We start from the raw sequence: 21106 nt of genomic DNA on the forward strand, positions 1-21106 counted from the left end.
ACGCGCCGGGTGGGGGCTCTCTCCGCTCGGGCAGTGTCGCCCGCGGAGACACCCCCACCCCAACCCTCCCCCGCAAGCGGGAGAGGGAGCGCACCCAGTTCGTGGTTGTCGGCGCTTGCCCTCGACCAGCCTCACACGAACAGAAAATCGGTGGCGTGGAGCTGGTTCATTGTCTTGTTCTGTATCTCGATCGTGTTGTTGGCGTCGACCGTGATCACGACGCTGGTGCCAACCTCGGCCATGTGCGATTGGAGCGCGCTGAAGTCGGCAAACACGGTTTTGCTGAACTGAATGATATCCTGCACGCCATCGGTGTTCTGGAAGTCGGCGACGGTGTCCTTGCCGAGGCCAGGGGCGAACACGAAGGTATCGTTGCCGGTGCCGCCGGCCAGATAATCGTTTCCGCCAGCGCCGATCAGCCGGTCGTTGCCGCTGCCGCCATACAGGAACTCGCTGCCCGTGCCGCCCTGCAAGCTGTCATTGCCGTCGTCTCCAAACATTTGGGTTGCCGCCGGGCCGCCTTTGAGCTGGTCGTCGCCAGCGTTGCCGTGCATCGTATCCAGTCCGCCGCCGCCGGAGAGATAATCATTGTCGTCACCGCCATTCAGGACATTGGCTACCCAGCCGCCATAGAGCTGGTCTTTGCCGCTGCCGCCGTCGAGCAGGGCGCCGGTATCGCCGGTGCTGGCCTTGATGATGTCGTTGCCGTCGTCGCCATAGAGCTGATCGGTCGCCGTAGTGATGCCGGCGCCGCTGTTGATCGCGTCGTCATCCGCCCCGCCGTGGATCGCGTCCGCGCCGGGGCCACCATTGATGGTGTCATTGCCCGCGCCGCCCTGGATCGTGTCCGTCCCGGCGCCGCCGTTGATCACGTCCTTACCTATTCCTCCGTCAAGGCTGTCATTGTCCGTCGATGACCCGAAGAACAGGTCCTGGCGAGCAGTCATGTCATAGTGGATGGACTTGTTCTGGTAGAGGTTCCACGTCCCCGGCGAACTGGGATTGACCCCTTCCGACACGGCAAGATGCTCGCCGTTGACGGTGATGTCCTTGATATAAAGGTTGCGGTCGCCATTGGCGTTGGCGATATCGTTGATGAAGGCGAGATCGAGGCTGGAGACGGTAGCTGGGTTGGCGAATGTGAATGTAAAGGTCTGGAAACCCGATGGATCGGTCGCGCCGCGGAATTCGACCGTGCTGCCGATTTGCTGCCCATTGATGAGGAACTGCATTTTGGCGCCGACGCCGTCGACGACGGAACTGTAGCCCGTAACCGTGACGGTAGTCTCCGCGAGTTTCGGAATTATTTCGGGGCCGCCGGTAATGGTGTCGTCGCCCCCGTCTGACTTGATCGTATCGTTGCCGACCCCGCCCGACAGCACGTCATTGCCGCCGCCGATATCAATCAAATCGGCGGAGGGAGAGCCCGTTAGGGTTTGGCCGGGCGGCTGGTGCTGACCTCCGTACCATTCGGTAATCAACCCTTGTGCAGGCTTGCCTGAGGGTGAATAGCCGATCGGAGAATACTTGTTGTTCGTATCCCAGTTCCAGATCGACGCGCCCCTGAACCAGCTTCCGCCTTCCGATCCCCACACCTGAAAGAAGGCGTTGAAGGCATCGTATTGCTCCTGGACATCCTGCGTCGTGCTCTCGGCCCAGCCGCCCGGGCTGATATTGGTTCCGTCGACACTGCGGTAGCCGGTTTCGGTGAAGAACACCTGCTTATCGTACTGCAAGGCAAGGGAATGGAAGAAATCGACCGGCGACATGTGGTTCATCATCTTCGCCCAGTAGTCGTCGGTGGACATGGTGTTCCACGCATTGACCATCTCCTCGACGGTCGGGTCCGTTTTCGTCGTCAGCGGCGGATAAGCATTGATTCCGATGACATCGACCTTGTCCCAAAAGCTGACATTGATGGCTTCGTCGGTTGCGGCCGCATAGGTGATCTCGCCGTGGAACACGGCGCGTATGGAATCGATGAGGTCGACCCAGTAGCTTCGATATTGGGGTCCGGATAGTTTGCCCAGCTCATTGCCGATCACAAACATGCTGACGCCTGCTTGTTCGGCGAGCTCCGCCATGTGAACCATGTGGTTCTTGTAGGAGGCAAAGAATGCGGCGGGATCGCTCGGATTGAGCACGTATGCAAGCGAGCCATCGAGGGCCGAGACCATGGGCTTCAGCGTGACCGAAAGGCCGATCGCCCCGGCATTTGCAATGGCCTGCAGGATATTGGCGTCGCTCTCGGTCTTGTTGGGCTCGGCGAAAACATCATTCGACGTCCTCGTTTGCATAAAGAGCCGCGGAGCCAGCTCGATCGAGTTTGCATTCGTGCCCGCGATCGACTGCATGGCGGCCAGCGCGGAACTGGCGACGAATGCGCCATTGTAGTTGGAAAGGAATCCAAATCCTTGAACAGGAAACACGCCCGCCATCTACAGCTCTCCTTTTTGCAGTTTTCTGTTGCTGGTTGGTGGCGCCGCCATTTGCGCATATGCACCACGTGTTCCGCATGTTCGACGCAGCGCAATTTGTGAGCACTTCACTCGCGCAAAGCGAAACAGCAGACCACACTTACGTACTCAACGTGGGCGTGTCGTGACGGGATTGAGTCGATGTTGCGATTGTCGAAAAAGCAATGCGCAACGTTACGGAGATGTTTCCATTTCAGTCCAACTCGAAACGGCCTGCTCAGCGAACTCGAGTCATTCAACCGATAGCGCCATGGCAGGGGAGGCGGCCGACGTCTGCCACGAGAACCGAGGCCTCGCCTGAACCGCGCGACCATGGGGTGACCAATTTGTAGGCAGACAAGGGGTGCGCGTCAGGATTGTCACAGATGTTTTTCTACACAATGGCTGCGTCCTTTTGCATAATGGCCTTGCAAATGTGTAGTAGCTCGGTGGGGGCGACAGTTTGGAGCAACGGCTGTTCCGTACCCGAAGCAGGGCCGGGTCAAGTCCGAGCGGCCTGTCCCGATCTGCGGCCGGCCACGCAAGTCCCGATGCTGCCGTTGAGATGGCGCGCATCTTGGACGAGCCGCCTGTAATGGTGCCTGAGGTTTTGCATGGTGATACGCGGCTGACGCGAAAGTGGGCGCATGGTGGGCTGCAAGAGGATTACATGCGCGGCGTGGCTGGATACGTTGCGGTCGGCTGCTACGAAGGACAGCACGAGATATCCTGGCGGATCGAGAACAAGCGCCTGACTTCCCGGACCAACCCGAAAGCCTTCACCCTCATTCCGAAAGGCGTTGATGGCCACTGGAACATTGCTGGCCCCGTGGTCGTTTCGCATGTCTATCTCACGCAGGAGCGCCTCCAGGCATGCGCCGACGAGATTGCGGGCGGAAGACGTATCGAGATTCTTCCGCGTGTGGCTTTCGCCGATCCCGCGGCCGCAGGGTTGCTTGAAATTCTCAGCCACGAGGCGGAGCGGGACAGTGCATCGTCCCGTCTGTTCGTGGAGCAGGCGATCGACCTCCTTTGCGCGCGGCTGATCCGCGAGCATTCATCATTTGGCAGCTTGTCTGCTCAGGTCAGAAAGGGCGGGCTCGCTGACTGGCAGGTGCGGCGTGTCACGACGTTTATGCGAGAGAACCTCGAACAGCCTATCGGACTCAATGAACTCGCCACGCTTGTCGGCTTGAGCCGCTTCCACTTCTGCACCGCTTTTCGACAATCGACCGGCCAGACCCCCCATGCATGGTTGACAGCGCAACGCATGCGCCGCGCCCGCGAGCTCCTCGTCCATTCAGGCCTGAGTGTCACAGAGGTCGCGCTTACAGTCGGTTACGAGACGCCGTCAGCCTTCGCCGCGGCTTTCCGAGCGATCGTCGGAGTGACGCCATCGGCGTTCCGACGCGCTCGGTAGGATGTGCCCGGCGGCAATTCATCGCAACACCGCGATAGTCGCCGCAATATCCGAACGGTACACCCTATCAGGTTCATGCTTAGTTCGCGCTGTCATCTGAGGCGATGGCTTGGCTGCGCGTTGTTCGGCTCGGTCAATCTCTTGCCCTTCAGTCAGCGAACGATCATCAGCAAGCGAGCAGAGACCATGAAGAACGACGAGCGGTTAACCGACGGTGCTGTTGAGACCGAAGAACAGCGTGGCGGATTATCGCGCCGTTCGATCCTGCTTACGGTCGGGGGAGTGGCCACTCTCGCGGCCGTCTCGGAAGTTGCCGCGCAACCCATCTCTGAACGGCCCCCCAGCGCATCCACGGGACGAGTCCGCCTGGTAGTTAACGGCAGGCAGCATGAGCTTGACTTGGATCCCCGCCGCTCACTGCTCGATGTATTGCGCGAGACGCTCGATCTCACCGGCACGAAGAAGGGGTGCAATCAGGGCGCCTGCGGTGCCTGCACCGTCCTTCTCAACGGCAGGCGGATCGTCTCCTGCCTGACGCTGGCTGCGATGCATGATGGGGCTGAGATCAAGACGATCGAGGGTCTCGAAACGAATGGCGAGCTTCATCCGCTCCAGGCTGCGTTCGTCGAGCACGACGGTTTGCAGTGCGGCTTCTGCACCCCCGGACAGATCATGTCGGGAATAGGCTGCATCGCAGAAGGCCATGCAGGTTCGCCGGATGAAATCAGGTTTTGGATGAGCGGCAATATCTGCCGCTGCGGCGCCTATCCGGGAATCGTCGCCGCGGTCGCCGACGCTGCCAAGGGGGCCTGACCATGCTTCCATTCACGCTCGAGAAGGTGACCTCTGTCCAGGCCGCCATCGCCGCTGCATCGTCCGGCCGGCGTTTCATCGCCGGCGGCACGACGTTGATCGACCTCATGCGCGAGGAGGTGGACCAGCCGGCGCATCTTGTCGATATCAACGCGCTCCCGCTTTCCGAAATCCGCATCGAGGGTTCCGATCTCGTGATCGGCGCGCTCGCGCGCATGACCGATATTGCCGCCCACGCGGGCGTGCAACGCCTGCACCCGCTCGTCGCCGAAAGCCTGGTCGAGGGCGCCTCGCCGCAATTGCGCAACATGGCTTCCATCGGCGGCAACCTGCTCCAGCGCGTGCGATGCCCCTATTTCCGGATGCACGACGCGCCCTGCAACAAGCGCAGCCCGAACTCCGGCTGCGCCGCCATCGATGGCCTCAATGCCGGCCACGCCATTCTCGGCACGAGCAATCATTGCGCGGCAACGCATCCTTCCGACGTTGCCGTCGCGCTGGTCGCGCTCGATGCCACGATGCAGGTGAGGGGGCCGCGCGGCGAACGCACCTTTCCGGTCGAGGAACTGTTTCGCTTGCCGGGCGATACGCCGCATCTCGAACACACCCTGCTGCCTGGCGAACTCATCCTCGCAGTGCGGATCCCCGGTGGCCCGGACAGCCGGCGGGCGCGCTATCTCAAGGTGCGTGACCGCGCCTCTTACGAGTTCGCGCTCGTATCCGCCGCCGCCGCACTCGATGTCGAGGATGGCGTGATCCGTCAGGCGCGGCTCGCCGTCGGCGGTGTAGGTACTCGGCCATGGCGCCTGCGCACGGTGGAGAAAGCGCTGATCGGCAAGCCACTGGATCGCAAAATCTTCGAAACCGCCGCCCGGCTGGCACTCGAAGGAGCCCGTCCCTTGTCGGGCAATCACTACAAGCTCGAACTGCTGCCCCGGACGATCGTTCGCGCTCTTGAAATGGCGGGAGAAGCCGCATGACGACGAACGTGATCGGAACCCCGCTGCCGCGCGTGGATGGTCGCGCCAAGGTCACGGGCGCGGCGCGCTATGCGGCCGATTTCAACCAGGGCGGTCAGGCCTATGCGGTGATCGTCGGTGCCACGGTGGGGCTCGGCCGCGTGACCGGCATCGAGACCGCGCCGGTTGAGAAGATGCCGGGCGTCGTTGCCGTCATCACGCATCGCAATGGGCCGCGCCTGCCATACGCGCCGCACAAGAGCTATATCGATCCGGCAACAGGCGAGCGGCTGCATGTGCTGCAGGACGACCAGGTGCACTTCTACGGGCAACCGGTAGCGATCGTCGTTGCCGATACGCTCGACCAGGCGGAGCGCGCGGCTGCGGCGCTGCACATCTCCTACACGGCCGAGCGGCCGCTCGTTGATCTCGCCGACCCAAAAGCCCGGCCTGTCGTTCCGGCAGCCGGGAAGCAGCCGGATGCGAGGCTGCCGGCCGACACCGCGCGCGGCAATGCCGACAGCGCTCTCGCGGACGCGCCGGTAAAGGTCGACGAGATCTATGAAATCGCGCGCGAGAACCACAATCCAATGGAGCCGCACGCCACCGTCGCGGCGTGGAATGGCAATCGGCTGACGCTGTGGAGCAAGAGCCAGTTCGTCGTCAACGAACAAGCCGAGATCGCAGCCGTGTTCGGCCTGCCGCCCGAGAACATACAGGTGATCTGTCCGTTTATCGGCGGAGCCTTCGGCACGTCGCTCAGGACATGGCCGCATGTGACGCTTGCGGCCGTGGCGGCGCGACAAGTGGGGCGTCCCGTCAAGCTCGTACTCACGCGCAAGCAGATGTTCTTCATGACGGGCCATCGGCCCCGCACCTTGCAGCGGATGGCTCTCGGGGCGACGGCGGACGGCAAGCTCACCAGCATTGTGCACGAAGGCACGGGCGAGACGAGCCGTTACGAAGAATTCATGGAGGCCCTGACTTCGGTCACGAGCTTCCTGTATTCCACGCCGAACGTGCAAACGCGTTACCGGCTGCTGCCACTCGATATCGGCACTCCAAACCATATGCGCGGCCCCGGCGAGGCAAGCGGTGTCTTTGCGCTCGAATGTGCCGTGGATGAACTGTCGTACAAGCTCGGAATCGATCCGATCGAGCTGCGGCGTCGCAACGAGCCGGCGATTGATGAGGGCGAGAACAAGCCGTTCTCCAGCCGGTCGCTGATGAAATGCCATGACCTCGCCGCCGAACGTTTCGGCTGGTCGCGGCGGTTACCCGAACCGCGTTCGATGCGCGATGGCCGGCTGCTGGTCGGCATGGGTATGGCATCGGCGAGCTATCCGGCCTTCCATGCGCCGGCGGATGCGCGGGCGCGGCTACTTGCGGACGGCACCGCCGAAATTGAAGTCGCAGCAAGCGACATGGGTCCCGGCACCTACACGTCCATGACGCAGGTGGCCGCCGAGACGCTGGGACTGCCTGTTGAACGGGTGCGTTTGAGCCTTGGCCGATCTGACTATCCGCCGGCTCCATCCCATGGCGGCTCATGGACGATGGCCTCGGTCGGCTCTGCGATCCGCGCCGCCTGCATGGCCGTGCAGGAGGAAGCCGCAAAGCGCCCTCAGGGCGGCCGACCCATCGAGGCTACGGCTTCGGCTCAGCGCGATCCCGATGTCGCGGCCCGATTTTCGATGCACTCCTTTGGAGCCGTATTTGCGGAGGTGGCCGTCGATCCCGATGTCGGCACTATCCGGCTGCGCCGCGCGGTGGGCGCCTATGGCATCGGCCGCGTCGTCAATCCGCGACTTGCGAGGAGCCAATGCATTGGCGGCATGATCGGCGGGATGGGCATGGCGCTGATGGAACGCACTGTCCTCGATCCGCGCGACGGCCGCCCGGTCAACGCCCATATGGCCGATTACCTGCTGCCCGTGAATCTCGACATTCCCCAGCTTGAAGCGCACTTCGTCGAGGAGATCGATCCACACGTCAACGCCCTCGGCGTCAAAGGCCTCGGCGAGATCGCGCTCGTCGGCATGGCCCCCGCCATCGCCAACGCCGTCTTTCACGCCACAGGCAAGCGCGTGCGGAGCTTACCGATCCGGATTGAAGATGTGCTGACCGTGTAGCTCCGTCCTGAGTGGCCGGGTCCGCTTGGTGCAACTACGGTGACAGCAGACAATCTTGCGCTGAAGGTCCGGCAGATCATCCGAGGGGCAAATCACTTCTGATTTTCAGAAATCACGTCAAGCCCTGGAATCAAAAATATTCCGCTTCGCGCCATGCCCAAATCACCGGTAAAACTTGCGCCATCCCGTCCCGAAGAAGAGGGGCGTTGGCCATCGTCACGAACGTTGGGGCGGGTTGCGGTGGACGCGGCAGCGTCGGGCGCGTGGATGCGGTCGCAGGGCGGCTTTGCCGTGCCGAACACAGCGCGCAGGACGTACGGCGCTTAAACGTCTCCGTCAGAATTTTGGCCAGCAAGCACTTGGCTGGTCGAAGTCTCTGGCAGAGGAAGCTGCGTACAGCAAAACCGTGTGGTCCTGGCACCCGTGGCTGGTGTCAAGCCGGCGGAGGTTCTTCGAAACCCGACCGGGTTCGATGAACCGCTAATCTGTCGGTGATGGAGGCAAGAGGAATTCGTCTCCAGGGAGAGCGCGGCATAAGCCGTAAACCCATCGCGCAGGGAATGCCGGGCTGCTCCGGCTGTACCTGTATGCTCGTGTGCGCATTTCTTAAGTGCATTTGCACACGAGACCGCGGGTGCTAGCCGGCACCCGGCATTCCCTGCGCCCTCTCATTCAGACAGGGCGGGAAGTTTCAGAAAACCTCGGGCAATTCATGTCGCGAGATCGCGAAGTCATACCCAATTGTCATCGTCCGCGAAGGCGGACGATCCAGTATTCCAGAGACGGCAGTGATTGAATCGATAAGCCGCGGTGTACTGGATCACCCGCCTGCGCGGGTGACGACAGCTGTGGTGCTGACGCAGCCCACCCATCAAAACGGCTTGCTCAAAAACCTCGAACCCTTCAACCCGTAGCGCCATGGCAGATCGACCGCTTTGGTGATGCCGATCCGCACGCCTGCGGCAATGTCGAGGCTGCCCACCCGCGCATGCAACGCAAATGGCGGCACGTCGAGCGGCAGTTCATTGTGCTTGATCGTGATCCCGAGCGCCTCGCAGAGCTTGCCAGGCCCCGAACACAACGCGCGCTCCTCCTGCAGGCCGCGGCGGCGGCGCATGGCGGGGAGGCCATGGGTCGGCTCCAGCGCACGGATCAGCACGGCGCTGGCCGAACCTTCCTCTTCGCAGACGAAGTTCACACACCAGTGGATGCCATAGGAGCGGTAGACATAGGCAAAACCCGGCGGGCCGAACATCACCCGGTTGCGCGGCGTTGGCCCGCGGAACGAATGCGCGGCCGGGTCCAGATGGTGATAGGCCTCGACCTCGACGATGGTGCCGCCGATGCCGTCGACCAGGAGCGTTGCCCCGATCAGGTCGGGCGCGACCTCGTGCACGCTGCGGTCGAAAAACGAGCGTTTCAGCGGCTTGCCGAGCCGGAGGGCGGCGGCGCCGGCAGGTTTGGGGTTTTGAACCATTTTCAGGTGAGAATCGTTCGCGGAACAGGTGAAATTCGTCATTATCTTGCACGATCTGCTAGGTTTCGCGAGCTAGATGCGGCCTTCCGCAATCGGGTTGCTGTCTTCCGCAACAGAGTTGCAGCCGTCAGCGACACGGATTAGCTAGGTATTCTCGTAACATCCGGACTTAACATGGTCGTTCTCGTCGATACCGTCTCCGTAAACCAAGTTCGCCCGCGTCACCCCGAAAAGGTGAACCGGCCGGATGCGCTGTCGCCGCCGAAGCCGGACTGGATCCGGGTGCGCGCGCCGAATACCCGCGGCTATGCCGACACACGAAAGATCGTCAAGGAGAACGGCCTCGTCACGGTGTGCGAGGAGGCCGGCTGCCCGAATATCGGCGAGTGCTGGGACAAGAAGCACGCCACCTTCATGATCATGGGGGACACCTGCACGCGGGCCTGCGCGTTTTGCAACGTCAAGACCGGCATGCCCGGCGCGCTCGAGGCCAATGAGCCGGAACATGTCGCGGAGGCGACCTTCAAGCTCGGGCTGACCCACGTCGTGGTGACCTCGGTCGATCGCGACGACCTCGCCGATGGCGGCGCCGAGCACTTTGCGCAGACGATTCGCGCCATTCGCGCACGCTGTCCGACCACGACCATCGAAATCCTGACCCCCGACTTCCTGCGCAAGGAAGGCGCGCTGGAGGTGGTCGCGGCAGCCAAGCCCGACGTATTCAACCACAATCTGGAAACCGTGCCGGCGCGTTATCTCACGGTACGCCCGGGCGCGCGCTACTTCCATTCGATCCGGCTGTTGCAGCGGGTCAAGGAAATCGATCCCACGATCTTCACCAAATCAGGCATCATGGTTGGCCTCGGAGAGGAGCGCCACGAGGTGCTGCAGGTGATGGACGATCTGCGCTCCGCGGAAGTCGATTTCCTGACCATCGGGCAGTATCTGCAGCCGACCCGCAAGCATCACGCCGTGATGCGCTACGTGACCCCGGACGAATTCGCGGGCTACGAGAAGGTCGCCTATACCAAGGGTTTTCTGATGGTGTCGGCCAGTCCGCTGACCCGCTCGTCGCATCATGCGGGTGAGGATTTTGCCAAGCTCCAAGCGGCCCGCGTCGCACGGGCCCGCTAGGCTTGGATTGAACCAATGCAACGCGTTCTTGTTATGGGGTCGTCGGGGTCCGGCAAATCGACATTTGCCAGACGGCTCTCGGATATAACAGGCATTCCCTTTATTTCGCTGGATGCGTTGTACTGGAGGCCCGGCTGGGCCACTTCCGACAATGCCGAGTTCGGACAGCGCGTGGCCGAGGTTGCGCGTCAGCCGCAATGGGTTATCGATGGCAATTACACCAGGTACGGCGCCGGCGAATTGCGCCGCGAGGTCAGCGACACCGTCATCTGGTTCGACTTGCCGCGCAGGACCTGCATGTTCGGCATCATGAAGCGAATCGCTAGCAGCTACGGCCGTGTTCGCCCGGAAATGGCCGAGGGCTGTCCCGAGAGAATCGACTTCGAGTTCTTTCGATACGTCTGGACCTACCGCCGGCAACAGCGGCCGAAACTTTTGGAGTATTTTCAGGGACTGCGCGCCGATCAATCGTTCGTCTGCTTTACCGATCGGATGCAGGCGGACGACTACCTGAAGGAAATTACGGTGAAGCTAAGCCGGGCGAGTATTCACTGATGCCTCGCTTTTCCAGCAAGCGCCGGGTTCATCATACCGCGTCGCACATGTTCGATCTGGTCGCCGATGTCGAGCGCTATCCGGAGTTCGTGCCGCTGTGCCAATCGCTGAGGATCCGGCAGCGCACGCAGAAGGCTGACGGCACTGAAGTCGTCGTCGCCGACATGACGGTATCTTTCAAGCTGGTACGGGAGTCCTTCACCAGCCGGGTGACGCTGGACCGGCCGAACCTGAAAATCATGGTCGAGTATTTGAAGGGTCCTTTCAGCAATCTGGAAAACCGCTGGACGTTCGAACCGAAATCCGAAACCGACTGCGAGGTCGGGTTCTTCCTGTCCTATGAATTCAAGAGCCGGATGCTGGCGATGCTGATGGGGACGATGTTCGATACGGCCTTCCAGCGTTTTGCCGCCGCGTTCGAAAAGCGGGCGGACGTGATTTACGGCAAGCCCGCCAGCAGGACCCGAGGCTAGGCCGCAACTCGGCGCGATCGGCTCTCGGAAAGAATCCAGGAAACAACAACGGAACGGTTGAAATGACGACACTCGAACGCGTTGGCTTTATCGGCCTCGGTGGAATGGGGCGAGGCTTGGTCAAGAACCTCGTTGCCAAGGGCGTGGCGGTCACCGCCTATGACCTCAACCCGGCGGCTGTGGCCGTTGCCAAATCGTTCGGCGCGACCGCTGCCAGCGTACTTCAGGAAATTCGTGACAATTGCCGCATCGTGATGATTTGCGTTAACGAGGCCGAGGATGTCGAAGCGTTGTTGACTTGCAGCGATGGGCTGCTCGCCGGTCCGGCACCGGGATTCATCATCGTGGATCACACCACAGGCAGCCCGCAAATAGTCGCAAAACTCGACCGCATGGTGCGCGCGGCGGGCGGCCGGTACGCCGAAGCACCGATGACGCGGACTCCAAAACACGCTGACATCGGCAAGGTCAACGTTCTGTTCGGCGGCGAGCGCGACCTGCTCGACGACCTCAGGCCCTATTTTGAGCTCTATGCTGAAAACATCTTCCACATCGGTCCATTGGGGCACGCGATCCGCCTCAAGCTCATTCACAACTACATCGCCTTCGCCAACGTGGCCGCGTGGTGCGAAGGGTTTGCGCTCGCGGCCAAGGACGGGCTCGACCTCTCGCAACTCATCCGCATCATCTCGGCGGCCGGCGGCAAGAGCGGTATGCTCGATCTTTACGGCCAGGCCACGCTTGATGGCGACTTCACCCCGCTGATGTCGCTGGCGAACGCCCGCAAGGATGTCCGCTATTATGCGCGCTGGCTGGAGGAGGCGGGTCTGCCCGGGTTCATGGCTGAGGCCGTGCACCAGACCTACCGGCAGGCGGCACTGCTCGGGCACGACGGCGAGTCCTGCACCGCTGTCATCAAGGCTTACGAGGCCGTGACTGGCGTAGAGGCACGGGTAGGACCGAAGGAGCAACAATAGGGAAAATGCCCAGCCGCATATCTGATTTCGCAGGAAACCGGTTGCTGGTGCCGACGCCAGTCTTTAAGCCGGTCCCAAATCCGTAACGCCGAACGGAAGGACAAGGCGATGGAAGCAAATCTTCGAACTGGTGGCCATATTCTCATCGAGCAACTGGCCTTGCACGGCGCCGATACCGTGTTCGGGGTGCCCGGCGAAAGCTTCCTGGCTGCCCTCGACGGCATCTACCAGAGCCAACGCGTGCGGTTCATCAACGCGCGGCAGGAGGGCGGCGCCGCCATGATGGCGGAGGCCTATGGCAAGCTGACGGGACGGCCCGGCATCGTGTTCGCCACCCGCGGCCCCGGCGCCACCAATGCGTCCTCCGGCGTCCATGTCGCGTTCCAGGACTCGACGCCGCTGATCCTGCTGCTTGGCCAGGTCGGACGCGACATGATGGAGCGCGAGGCGTTCCAGGAAATCGATTATCGCCAGATGTTCGGACCGATGGCGAAATGGGTCGCCCAGATCGACGATGCGCGGCGGATTCCCGAGTTCATTTCGCGCGCCTTCTTCACCGCGACCTCGGGCCGTCCCGGCCCGGTCGTGCTGGCGCTGCCCGAGGACATGCTCACCGACACCGCCGAAGTGGCGGATGCGCCGCCCTACAATCCGATTGCGGTCGCGCCCGATGACGGCGCCTTGCGGCAATTCCATGCGCTGCTGTCGGAGGCGAAGCGGCCGTTCCTGATCGTCGGCGGCGGCGGATGGAGCGATCAGGCCCGCCGCGATCTCGAAACATTTGCCGCCACGCACGAGGTTCCAGTCGGCGTCTCGTTCCGATGCCAGGACTATTTCGACAATCTGCATCCGGCCTATGGCGGCCATGTCGGCATCGGTCTCGACGCAAAAATCGCCGAGCGGATCCGAACCAGCGATCTGGTGATCGCGCTTGGCGCGAGGCTGGGGGAGGCCACCACATCCGGCTACACGCTGTTCGACATTCCGAAACCGAAGCAGCCGCTGGTTCACATCTATCCCGACCCGGAAGAGATCGGCCGCGTCTACTCGCCGACGCTCGGCGTGGTCGCGAGCAGCGCAGCCTTTGCAGCCGCCATCAAGCGGCTGGAGCCGAAGCATCAATTGCGCGCCGACTATGTCAAGGCGGCGCATGCCGACTATCTCGCCTTTACGGAGCCGACCCGGTCGCCCGGCGACGTGCAGCTCTCGCAGGTCGTGCGCGGTTTGAGCGATCGCTTGCCCCTTGACACCATCATCTGCAACGGTGCCGGCAATTATGCCGTCTGGGTGCACCGTTTCTGGCGTTATCGGCAATTTCGTACCGAACTCGCGCCGACCTCGGGATCGATGGGCTATGGGTTGCCCGCGGCCGTTGCCGCCAAGCTGCTGCATCCGGAGCGAACCGTGATCGCGTTCGCCGGTGACGGCTGCTTCCAGATGACCGGATTGGAGTTCATGACCGCGGTCGAAAACCGGCTGCCGCTGATCGTGATCGTCTGCAACAACGGCATGTATGGAACGATCCGCATGCACCAGGAGCGGACATATCCCGGCCGTGTCTCCGGCACCGATCTGGCCAATCCCGACTTTGCCGCACTGGCGCGCGCCTGTGGCGGCTTCGGAGCATATGTCGAGCGTACTGAGGATTTCGCGCGTGCGTTCGACGAAGCCGTCGCAAGTGGCCTTCCGGCCATCATCGAGCTTTCGATCAGCCCAGAGGCGTTGACGCCGGTGAGCTCGATGAGCGAAACGCGCGCCAAGGCTTTGGCCGCGGCGGTTTGATACTGGTTTATGGCCGCGTCGGTCGGCGCCGTTTGACGGCGCTGCGCCGCGGCGTACGGGCCACCCGTGGGCGTAGCCGGCTCATCGTTTCGCGTCGCGGCTTGACGGGCGGCTGTGGTCCGCGCGCCAATTCCATTAGCATGCGCAGCGCTTCCACGACCGAGCGCTGGCGCACAGTGGTGCGGCCAATGGCGCCAAAGCGGAATTCGCGATGCAGGATCTTGCCGTCGCGCGACGCAACCGCGAAGTGCACGAGGCCGACCGGCTTGCCCGGCGTGGCCCCGCCGGGGCCAGCGATGCCGGTAATCGATACCGCAAGATCGACGCCGGCCTTTTCCAGCGCGCCGACCGCCATCGCGGTCGCAGTTTCCTTGCTGACCGCACCAAACGTCGAGAGTGTTGAGGCCTTGACGCCGAGCATCGCGCGCTTGGCTTCGTTGGAATAGGTGATGAAGCCACGGTCGATCACATCCGACGAGCCGGGGATGTCGGTGAGGGCGCCGGCGACCAGGCCACCCGTGCAGGACTCCGCCGTCGCGATCGTCAGCTTACGCATCCGGCACAAATCGAGCAGCGAGCGGGAGAGGGCGCGGGCGTCGCTGCCGCTCATATTACTCGCCCCAGGGGAGACGGATGGTGGCGCTCGCGGTTGCGGCGATGCCTTCCTCGCGGCCGGTAAAGCCGAGCCGTTCGCTGGTCGTCGCCTTCACCGCAACGCGCGAGATGTTGAGCCCGGTGATCTCGGCGATGCGGGCGCGCATGACATCGCGCAGCGGCCCGATCTTCGGGCGCTCGCAAATCATCGTGACTTCGAGATTGGCGATTCGGCCGCCCCGCGCGGCGACGCGATCGACGGCATATTTGAGGAATTTGTCCGACGCTGCACCCTTCCACTGCGGATCACTCGGCGGAAAGTGCGAGCCGATATCGCCGTCGGCCAGCGCACCGAGGATGGCGTCGACCAGGGCGTGCAGGCCGACGTCGCCATCGGAATGGGCGAGAAAGCCTCTGACGTGCGGCACCCGTACGCCGCAGAGCATCAGATGATCACCGTCGCCGAAGGCGTGCACGTCATAGCCGGTGCCGGTCCTGATGTCGCCGAGCTGGGCGGCGAGCCGGGCCTCTTCACGAATGAAATCCTCAGGCGTCGTCAGTTTCATGTTTGCAGGATCGCCTTCAAAGGTCGCCACCGTCAATCCCGCCCATTCCGCGAGCGCCGCATCGTCGGTGAAGTCGCTGCGGCCGTCGCGCGCGGCGCGGCGATGGGCATCGAGAATGACATCGAAGCGAAACGCCTGCGGCGTTTGCGCGATTCGCAGCCGTGCGCGTTCGGGTGTTGCCTCGACGTTGCCGGTATCGTCGACCTGCTTGATTGTGTCTGTGACCTGGATCGCAGGGACCGCGGCGCCGGTGCGGCCGGCGGCATCGATCGCGCGCGAAATCACGGCCGAGGTCACAAAGGGACGCGCGGCATCGTGGATCAGGACGATGTCGGGCTTGTCCGCAGCCAGCGCCTCGAGTCCAGCATGCACCGAGGCCTGACGTGTCGCGCCGCCATTCGCGGGCGGCTTGTAGCGCAGCCCTGCGACGGCTTCGTTGAAGAGGGCGGCATCATCGGGATTCACCACCGGTTGCACGGCGAAGATGTCTGGATGCCGGCTGAACGCTTGCATGGCGCGGAAGATCACCGTCTGCCCACCGAGCTCGCGATATTGCTTGGGTCCCCCGGCGCCGGCGCGAAGCCCGCGTCCGGCTGCGACGAGAATGGCTGCGGTACGCTCAGGTCTGGGCATCTGCACTCAAAATACAAACGAATCGGGGGTAGTGAGAGGGCGGGTGTGCTGGCGCACAGCCCTTACCACGCCGAATGGGGAAAAACAGAGCGATTCCCACAAGCTGTGGGAAAAGCAGTTTTTGTTGCAGTGCACTTGCGCAAATGATAGATCTGTCTAAAGTGTAGGCAAGAAGCTTGACTGCCCAAGATTTGTGCTCACAATATGCGCCGACGGTTGCAATGACGCCGCCGCCCTAACCAAGAGAACGCCGTGACCGGCCCGGAAAGTTCACGCTCTAAGCCGTTGAAAATAGGCGAGATTGCTGTCGCCAACCGGGTCCTTCTGGCGCCGATGTCCGGCGTCACCGATGCCCCCTTTCGACGCCTTGCCGCCACGCTCGGCGCCGGACTGGTCGTCTCCGAGATGACCGCCAGCGACGAACTCGTGCACGGCAGACCGATGTCGATTCTGCGCTGCGAGACAGCCGGTGTCGGACCGCATGTCGTTCAGCTCGCGGGCTGCGAGGCGCACTGGATGGCGGAGGGGGCGAGGGTTGCGGAGGCCGCCGGCGTCGACATCATCGACATCAACATGGGCTGTCCGGCGCGTCATGTCACCGGCGGCCAGTCCGGCTCGGCGCTGATGCGCGATCTCGATCATGCGCTCAATCTGATCGAAGCCACGATCGCGGCGGTCAAGGTGCCGGTGACGCTGAAGATGCGGCTCGGCTGGGACGATCGCTCGCTCAACGCACCCGAGCTGGCGCGCCGCGCGGAAGCCGCCGGGGTGCAGATGATCACCGTGCACGGGCGCACGCGCTGCCAGTTTTACAAGGGCATCGCCGATTGGACCTCCGTGCGCGCGGTCAGGCACGCGGTTTCCGTGCCGCTCGTCGTCAACGGCGACATCACCTCATTCGAGCAGGCAGTCCGCGCACTGGAAGTGTCGGGCGCGGACGCCGTGATGATCGGGCGCGGTGCGCAGGGCCAGCCCTGGCTGCCGGGTCAGATCGGCCGTCGGCTTGAGACCGGACAGGCTGAGACTGCGCCGTCGCTGGCCGAACAACTCGCGCATGTGCGCGCACTCTACGACGAAATCTGCAGCCATTACGGGGTGCGCATCGGGCTCAAGCATGCGCGCAAGCATCTCGGCTGGGCGCTGGAGATCGCGGCGCAGCGCAGCCGCGCGCCGGCGGAGACGCTGAAGGGCTGGCGGCAAAAAATTCTGACGTCGGAGGATCCGCACCGCGTCCACCGCTCGCTGCAGGACGCGTTCGACGATTTCTCATGGAGTGCTGCTGCATGAATTCAGCCGCAGAATATCGCCGCGCCGTGCCCTCCGAAAGCGAGGCCATTCTCAACGCGCTGCCCAACCCGGTACTGCTGGTGGCGCCGGACGGCCGCATCGTCGACGCCAACATCGCGGCCGAATCCTTCTTCGAGATTTCGACGCAGTTCCTGCGGCGGCAGTCGCTGAAAGAATTGGTGCCGTTCGGCAGTCCACTACTGGCGCTTATCGAGCAGGTGCGATCGAGCAGCTCGCCTGTGAACGAATACAAGGTCGATCTCGGCACGCCTCGCATCGGCGGCGATCGCCAGGTCGACCTGCACGTCGCGCCGCTCACCGAACGGCCCGGCCACATCGTCGTGATGCTGCAGGAGCGCACCATCGCCGACAAGATGGACCGTCAGTTGACGCACCGGAGCGCTGCGCGCTCGGTAATCGCGCTGGCCGCGATGCTGGCGCATGAGATCAAGAACCCTCTGTCCGGCATCCGCGGCGCGGCGCAATTGCTGGAGCAGGCGGCCTCGTCCGAAGACCGCATGCTGACGCGGCTGATCTGCGATGAGGCCGACCGCATCGTCACCCTGGTCGACCGCATGGAAGTGTTCGGCGACGACCGCCCGGTGGCGCGCGGGCCAGTCAACATCCATTCCGTGCTCGACCACGTCAAACGGCTGGCGCAATCCGGCTTCGCCCGCAACATCCGTTTCATCGAGGAATATGACCCGTCGTTGCCGCCGGTGTTGGCCAATCAGGACCAGCTCATTCAAGTCTTCCTCAATCTCGTGAAGAACGCCGCTGAAGCCGTCGCCGATCTCGGCAGCGATGCGGAAATCCAGCTCACCACCGCCTTTCGTCCCGGCGTCCGCCTGTCAGTGCCGGGCAAGAAATCGCGGGTATCGTTGCCGCTGGAGTTCTGCGTCAAGGACAATGGATCCGGCGTGCCGGAAGACCTGCTGCCGAACCTGTTCGATCCCTTCGTGACGACAAAGCAGACCGGGAGCGGGCTGGGTCTCGCCCTGGTTGCCAAAATCGTCGGCGACCATGGCGGCATCATCGAATGCGAATCCCAGCCGCGGAAGACAACGTTCCGGGTGCTGATGCCGATGTTCAATCCCGCCAAACAGTTCGACCAAAGCAACCGCGACGGCGTTCCGGGTACGCTGCCGCCTGCCTCACAGGACGCAAGATGAGGAATAGCAATGCCCGCAGGTAGCATACTCGTTGCCGATGACGACACCGCCATCCGCACGGTTTTGAACCAGGCGCTTTCGCGCGCCGGATATGAAGTACGCCTGACCGGGAACGCCGCGACGCTGTGGCGCTGGGTGAGCCAGGGCGAGGGCGATCTCGTCATCACCGATGTGGTGATGCCGGACGAGAACGCGTTCGATCTCCTGCCCCGCATCAAGAAGATGCGGCCGAACCTTCCCGTCATCGTGATGAGCGCCCAAAACACCTTCATGACGGCAATCCGGGCGTCGGAACGCGGCGCCTATGAATATCTGCCGAAGCCGTTCGACCTCAAGGAACTCATCACCATCGTTGGCCGAGCATTGGCCGAGCCGAAGGAGCGGGTGGCGAGCGCAGCGGACGAGGGTGAATTCGATTCGATTCCCCTGGTCGGCCGTTCGCCGGCGATGCAGGAGATCTACCGGGTCCTGGCGCGGCTGATGCAGACCGACCTCACGGTGATGATTTCCGGCGAGTCCGGCACCGGCAAGGAGCTGGTTGCCCGCGCGCTGCACGACTACGGCAAGCGCCGCAACGGCCCGTTCGTCGCCGTCAACATGGCGGCGATCCCGCGCGATCTGATCGAATCGGAGTTGTTCGGCCACGAGCGGGGCGCGTTCACCGGCGCCAACACCCGCGCCTCAGGCCGGTTTGAACAGGCTGAAGGCGGCACGCTGTTTCTTGACGAAATCGGCGACATGCCGATGGAGGCGCAGACGCGGTTGCTGCGGGTGCTGCAGCAGGGCGAATACACCACCGTCGGCGGGCGTACCCCGATCAAGACCGACGTACGAATCGTGGCGGCAAGCAACAAGGATTTGCGCATCCTGATCCAGCAGGGTCTGTTCCGGGAAGACTTGTTCTTCCGCCTGAACGTGGTGCCTCTGCGCCTGCCGCCGCTGCGTGAACGGATCGAGGATCTGCCCGATCTTATCAGGCATTTCTTTTCGCTCGCCGAAAAGGACGGTTTGCCGCCGAAGAAGCTCGACACGCTGGCGCTGGAACGGCTCAAGCAGCACCGTTGGCCTGGCAACGTGCGCGAGCTCGAAAACCTCGCGCGCCGGCTGGCCGCGCTTTATCCGCAGGACGTCATTACGGCCTCGGTGATCGATGGTGAGCTGGCGCCGCCGGCGGTCACCTCGGGCGCCAACGCCCCGATGGGCGTCGAAAACCTCGGGGGCGCGGTCGAGGCCTACCTGTCCTCGCATTTCTCGGGCTTTCCGAACGGCGTGCCGCCGCCGGGCCTCTACCACCGCATCCTCAAGGAAATCGAGGTACCGCTGCTCACCGCGGCGCTGGCGGCCACGCGCGGCAACCAGATTCGCGCGGCCGACCTGCTCGGCCTCAACCGCAACACGCTACGGAAGAAGATCAGGGATCTCGACATTCAGGTCTATCGGAGCGGCGGCTAGGGATTGCATCGGCCGCTCGCTGCAATAACAGCGGGTGATCATTGCGCGATGATCTCCACGCCTCGTGCGGAGATTGACGTCTCGTCAGGCTCGGCACCGTCGAGAAAGACTTTCACCGCGATGCGCGCGCGCAAATCGATTTGGGAAAGCGTCGGTATCTCGCCGAGTTGAAGCACAGCTTCCAGGTGAATGTTTCCGTGGAGCATTCCGAGAAACTGGCGGGCCCCGGCTTCGCAATCCGCGAGATCGACCTCGCCGTCCTGCTTCGCTTTCGAGAGAATTTTTGTAAGGACTGCGATGGCCGGCGTAGGGCCATGTTGCGCATAGGCCTGCGTCGCGTCTGGGTAGCGGTCCGATTCGAGGATGGCTGTGTAACAAACCTCCAGCAACGACGGGGTCATCATCGTCTCGAGAAGATTGCGTCCAATGATGATGAGCAGTTCCCTGAGTGGCAAAGAAAGTTGGTCGGCACTGACACTCAGTGCGTTGGACGAGTAATGGCTGACGACTTTGGTGAACTGGTCGACGAGAAGTTGCTGTACGTTCTCGCGACGCGTTGATTTTTCGCGGAGTAATTGCCGGTAGAGACCGTGCGGCGTCCATGCCCAGCTCGATCGCCCCAGCAGGAACGCCGAAAGAACCGCGCAGTTGGACCAGCCGCGAATCTGGCTCGCTTTACCGGGGACCGCTTCGCGGACGCGAAGGATGTCGCCTGTGGCCCCCCACCGCAGAAATCTGACGGCATCGGCGGGCGGCAGGATCGTGACCATCATACGCGTCCACCACGGCTCCACGAGCAGCCAACTGCCCGTGCTCGTGGGCCGCATGGCGAAGACATGCTTATGCCTATGATGGACGAACCGATGCCACCATTGCCGTCGAAGGCCGGGTACGAAGCAGACGATCCAGTCGGCGGCATCGACAGTTACGAGGGATCCGTCCTCGTCGATGCTGTTCGCCAGGTCCGGGGGGACATCGCCGACGATCTTTAGTCCTGAAGGAATCTCTCTATTTCTCCTCAGCCAAAACCGTCTCGAGTGGGCAATATCATTAGCTGCGCTCATCGCTTCATGCTCCTCGTGCTCGCGCATCCATGAATGAAGCTTTCGATCCTGGCTCTGACGCGGTCGGCGGCTGCGCCTTCCTGGCGCATTGCAGGAGTCAGCATGAGTGCCTGGTAGAGCGGTTCCCTCAGCAGTCCCAGCAATTGCTCAGCGTATAGCT

Annotated in this window: 17 protein-coding genes; 12 read left to right on the forward strand and 5 right to left on the reverse strand. The window is 62.8% G+C overall.

Annotated elements, in window-relative coordinates:
- Window positions 1–131 precede the first annotated feature (131 nt).
- Window positions 132–2438: a carbohydrate-binding domain-containing protein gene (locus KJQ96_RS35770; protein WP_213290851.1), complete on the reverse strand. Its 2307-nt coding sequence runs from the start codon at window positions 2436–2438 to the stop codon at window positions 132–134.
- Between the two features lie 688 nt (window positions 2439–3126).
- Between KJQ96_RS35770 and KJQ96_RS35775 the strand changes: the two genes are divergently transcribed.
- From KJQ96_RS35775 to KJQ96_RS35790, 4 genes are all read left to right on the forward strand, one after another.
- Window positions 3127–3876 (forward strand): helix-turn-helix domain-containing protein, encoded by a 750-nt coding sequence (locus KJQ96_RS35775; protein WP_249734939.1) that lies wholly within the window; start codon window positions 3127–3129, stop codon window positions 3874–3876.
- Between the two features lie 186 nt (window positions 3877–4062).
- A complete protein-coding gene (locus KJQ96_RS35780; RefSeq protein ID WP_249734941.1) occupies window positions 4063–4689 on the forward strand; it encodes a (2Fe-2S)-binding protein in 627 nt (208 codons plus the stop codon).
- A gap of 2 nt (window positions 4690–4691) precedes the next feature.
- Window positions 4692–5669 (forward strand): xanthine dehydrogenase family protein subunit M, encoded by a 978-nt coding sequence (locus KJQ96_RS35785; protein ID WP_213290852.1) that lies wholly within the window; start codon window positions 4692–4694, stop codon window positions 5667–5669.
- Window positions 5666–7780, forward strand: a complete 2115-nt coding sequence (locus tag KJQ96_RS35790; RefSeq protein WP_213290853.1) for a xanthine dehydrogenase family protein molybdopterin-binding subunit — start codon at window positions 5666–5668, stop codon at window positions 7778–7780. Before KJQ96_RS35785 ends, KJQ96_RS35790 begins: the two co-directional genes overlap by 4 nt.
- Before the next feature lie 871 nt (window positions 7781–8651).
- On the opposite strand, the gene KJQ96_RS35795 is transcribed toward KJQ96_RS35790, so the two are convergent.
- Window positions 8652–9257, reverse strand: coding sequence for a DNA-3-methyladenine glycosylase (locus tag KJQ96_RS35795; protein ID WP_213290854.1), 606 nt, complete (start codon window positions 9255–9257; stop codon window positions 8652–8654).
- A gap of 174 nt (window positions 9258–9431) precedes the next feature.
- Here KJQ96_RS35795 and lipA point away from each other — a divergent pair, with 174 nt between their 5' ends.
- The 5 genes from lipA to KJQ96_RS35820 all read left to right on the forward strand — a co-directional run bounded on the left by lipA (window position 9432) and on the right by KJQ96_RS35820 (window position 14178).
- Window positions 9432–10391: a lipoyl synthase gene (lipA, locus tag KJQ96_RS35800; RefSeq protein WP_213290855.1), complete on the forward strand. Its 960-nt coding sequence runs from the start codon at window positions 9432–9434 to the stop codon at window positions 10389–10391.
- 15 nt (window positions 10392–10406) lie between these two features.
- On the forward strand, window positions 10407–10946 hold the full coding sequence (locus KJQ96_RS35805) for a DNA topology modulation protein (protein WP_213290856.1): 540 nt from the start codon (window positions 10407–10409) through the stop codon (window positions 10944–10946).
- The gene (locus KJQ96_RS35810) at window positions 10946–11419 is read left to right on the forward strand and encodes a type II toxin-antitoxin system RatA family toxin (RefSeq protein ID WP_213290857.1); all 474 of its coding nucleotides are present in this window, start codon (window positions 10946–10948) and stop codon (window positions 11417–11419) included. Before KJQ96_RS35805 ends, KJQ96_RS35810 begins: the two co-directional genes overlap by 1 nt.
- Window positions 11420–11481: 62 nt before the next feature.
- Window positions 11482–12396, forward strand: coding sequence for an NAD(P)-dependent oxidoreductase (locus KJQ96_RS35815; RefSeq protein WP_213290858.1), 915 nt, complete (start codon window positions 11482–11484; stop codon window positions 12394–12396).
- Window positions 12397–12504: 108 nt separating this feature from the next.
- On the forward strand, window positions 12505–14178 hold the full coding sequence (locus KJQ96_RS35820) for a thiamine pyrophosphate-binding protein (protein ID WP_213290859.1): 1674 nt from the start codon (window positions 12505–12507) through the stop codon (window positions 14176–14178).
- A 7-nt stretch (window positions 14179–14185) separates the two neighbouring features.
- Here the strand turns inward: KJQ96_RS35820 and KJQ96_RS35825 are convergent, their stop codons facing one another.
- The gene (locus KJQ96_RS35825) at window positions 14186–14788 is read right to left on the reverse strand and encodes a CinA family protein (protein WP_213290860.1); all 603 of its coding nucleotides are present in this window, start codon (window positions 14786–14788) and stop codon (window positions 14186–14188) included.
- 1 nt (window position 14789) lies between these two features.
- Window positions 14790–15971 (reverse strand): bifunctional 2-C-methyl-D-erythritol 4-phosphate cytidylyltransferase/2-C-methyl-D-erythritol 2,4-cyclodiphosphate synthase, encoded by a 1182-nt coding sequence (locus KJQ96_RS35830; protein ID WP_213290861.1) that lies wholly within the window; start codon window positions 15969–15971, stop codon window positions 14790–14792.
- A gap of 285 nt (window positions 15972–16256) precedes the next feature.
- On the opposite strand from KJQ96_RS35830, the gene dusB reads away from it, so the two are divergent.
- The 3 genes from dusB to ntrC are packed head-to-tail and all read left to right on the forward strand — an operon-like array spanning window position 16257 to window position 19882.
- Window positions 16257–17258 (forward strand): tRNA dihydrouridine synthase DusB, encoded by a 1002-nt coding sequence (gene dusB / locus KJQ96_RS35835; RefSeq protein WP_213290867.1) that lies wholly within the window; start codon window positions 16257–16259, stop codon window positions 17256–17258.
- Window positions 17255–18430 carry a nitrogen regulation protein NR(II) gene (locus KJQ96_RS35840; protein WP_213290862.1) on the forward strand — a complete coding sequence of 392 codons (1176 nt, stop codon included), beginning with the start codon at window positions 17255–17257 and terminating at the stop codon, window positions 18428–18430. Before dusB ends, KJQ96_RS35840 begins: the two co-directional genes overlap by 4 nt.
- A 9-nt stretch (window positions 18431–18439) precedes the next feature.
- Window positions 18440–19882, forward strand: coding sequence for a nitrogen regulation protein NR(I) (ntrC, locus tag KJQ96_RS35845; protein ID WP_213290863.1), 1443 nt, complete (start codon window positions 18440–18442; stop codon window positions 19880–19882).
- 38 nt (window positions 19883–19920) lie between these two features.
- On the opposite strand, the gene KJQ96_RS35850 is transcribed toward ntrC, so the two are convergent.
- Window positions 19921–20946, reverse strand: coding sequence for a TetR/AcrR family transcriptional regulator C-terminal domain-containing protein (locus tag KJQ96_RS35850; RefSeq protein ID WP_213290864.1), 1026 nt, complete (start codon window positions 20944–20946; stop codon window positions 19921–19923).
- Between the last annotated feature and the right edge of the window lie 160 nt (window positions 20947–21106).

This window comes from Bradyrhizobium sp. sGM-13, assembly GCF_018398875.1.
Classification (GTDB): Bacteria; Pseudomonadota; Alphaproteobacteria; order Rhizobiales; family Xanthobacteraceae; genus Bradyrhizobium.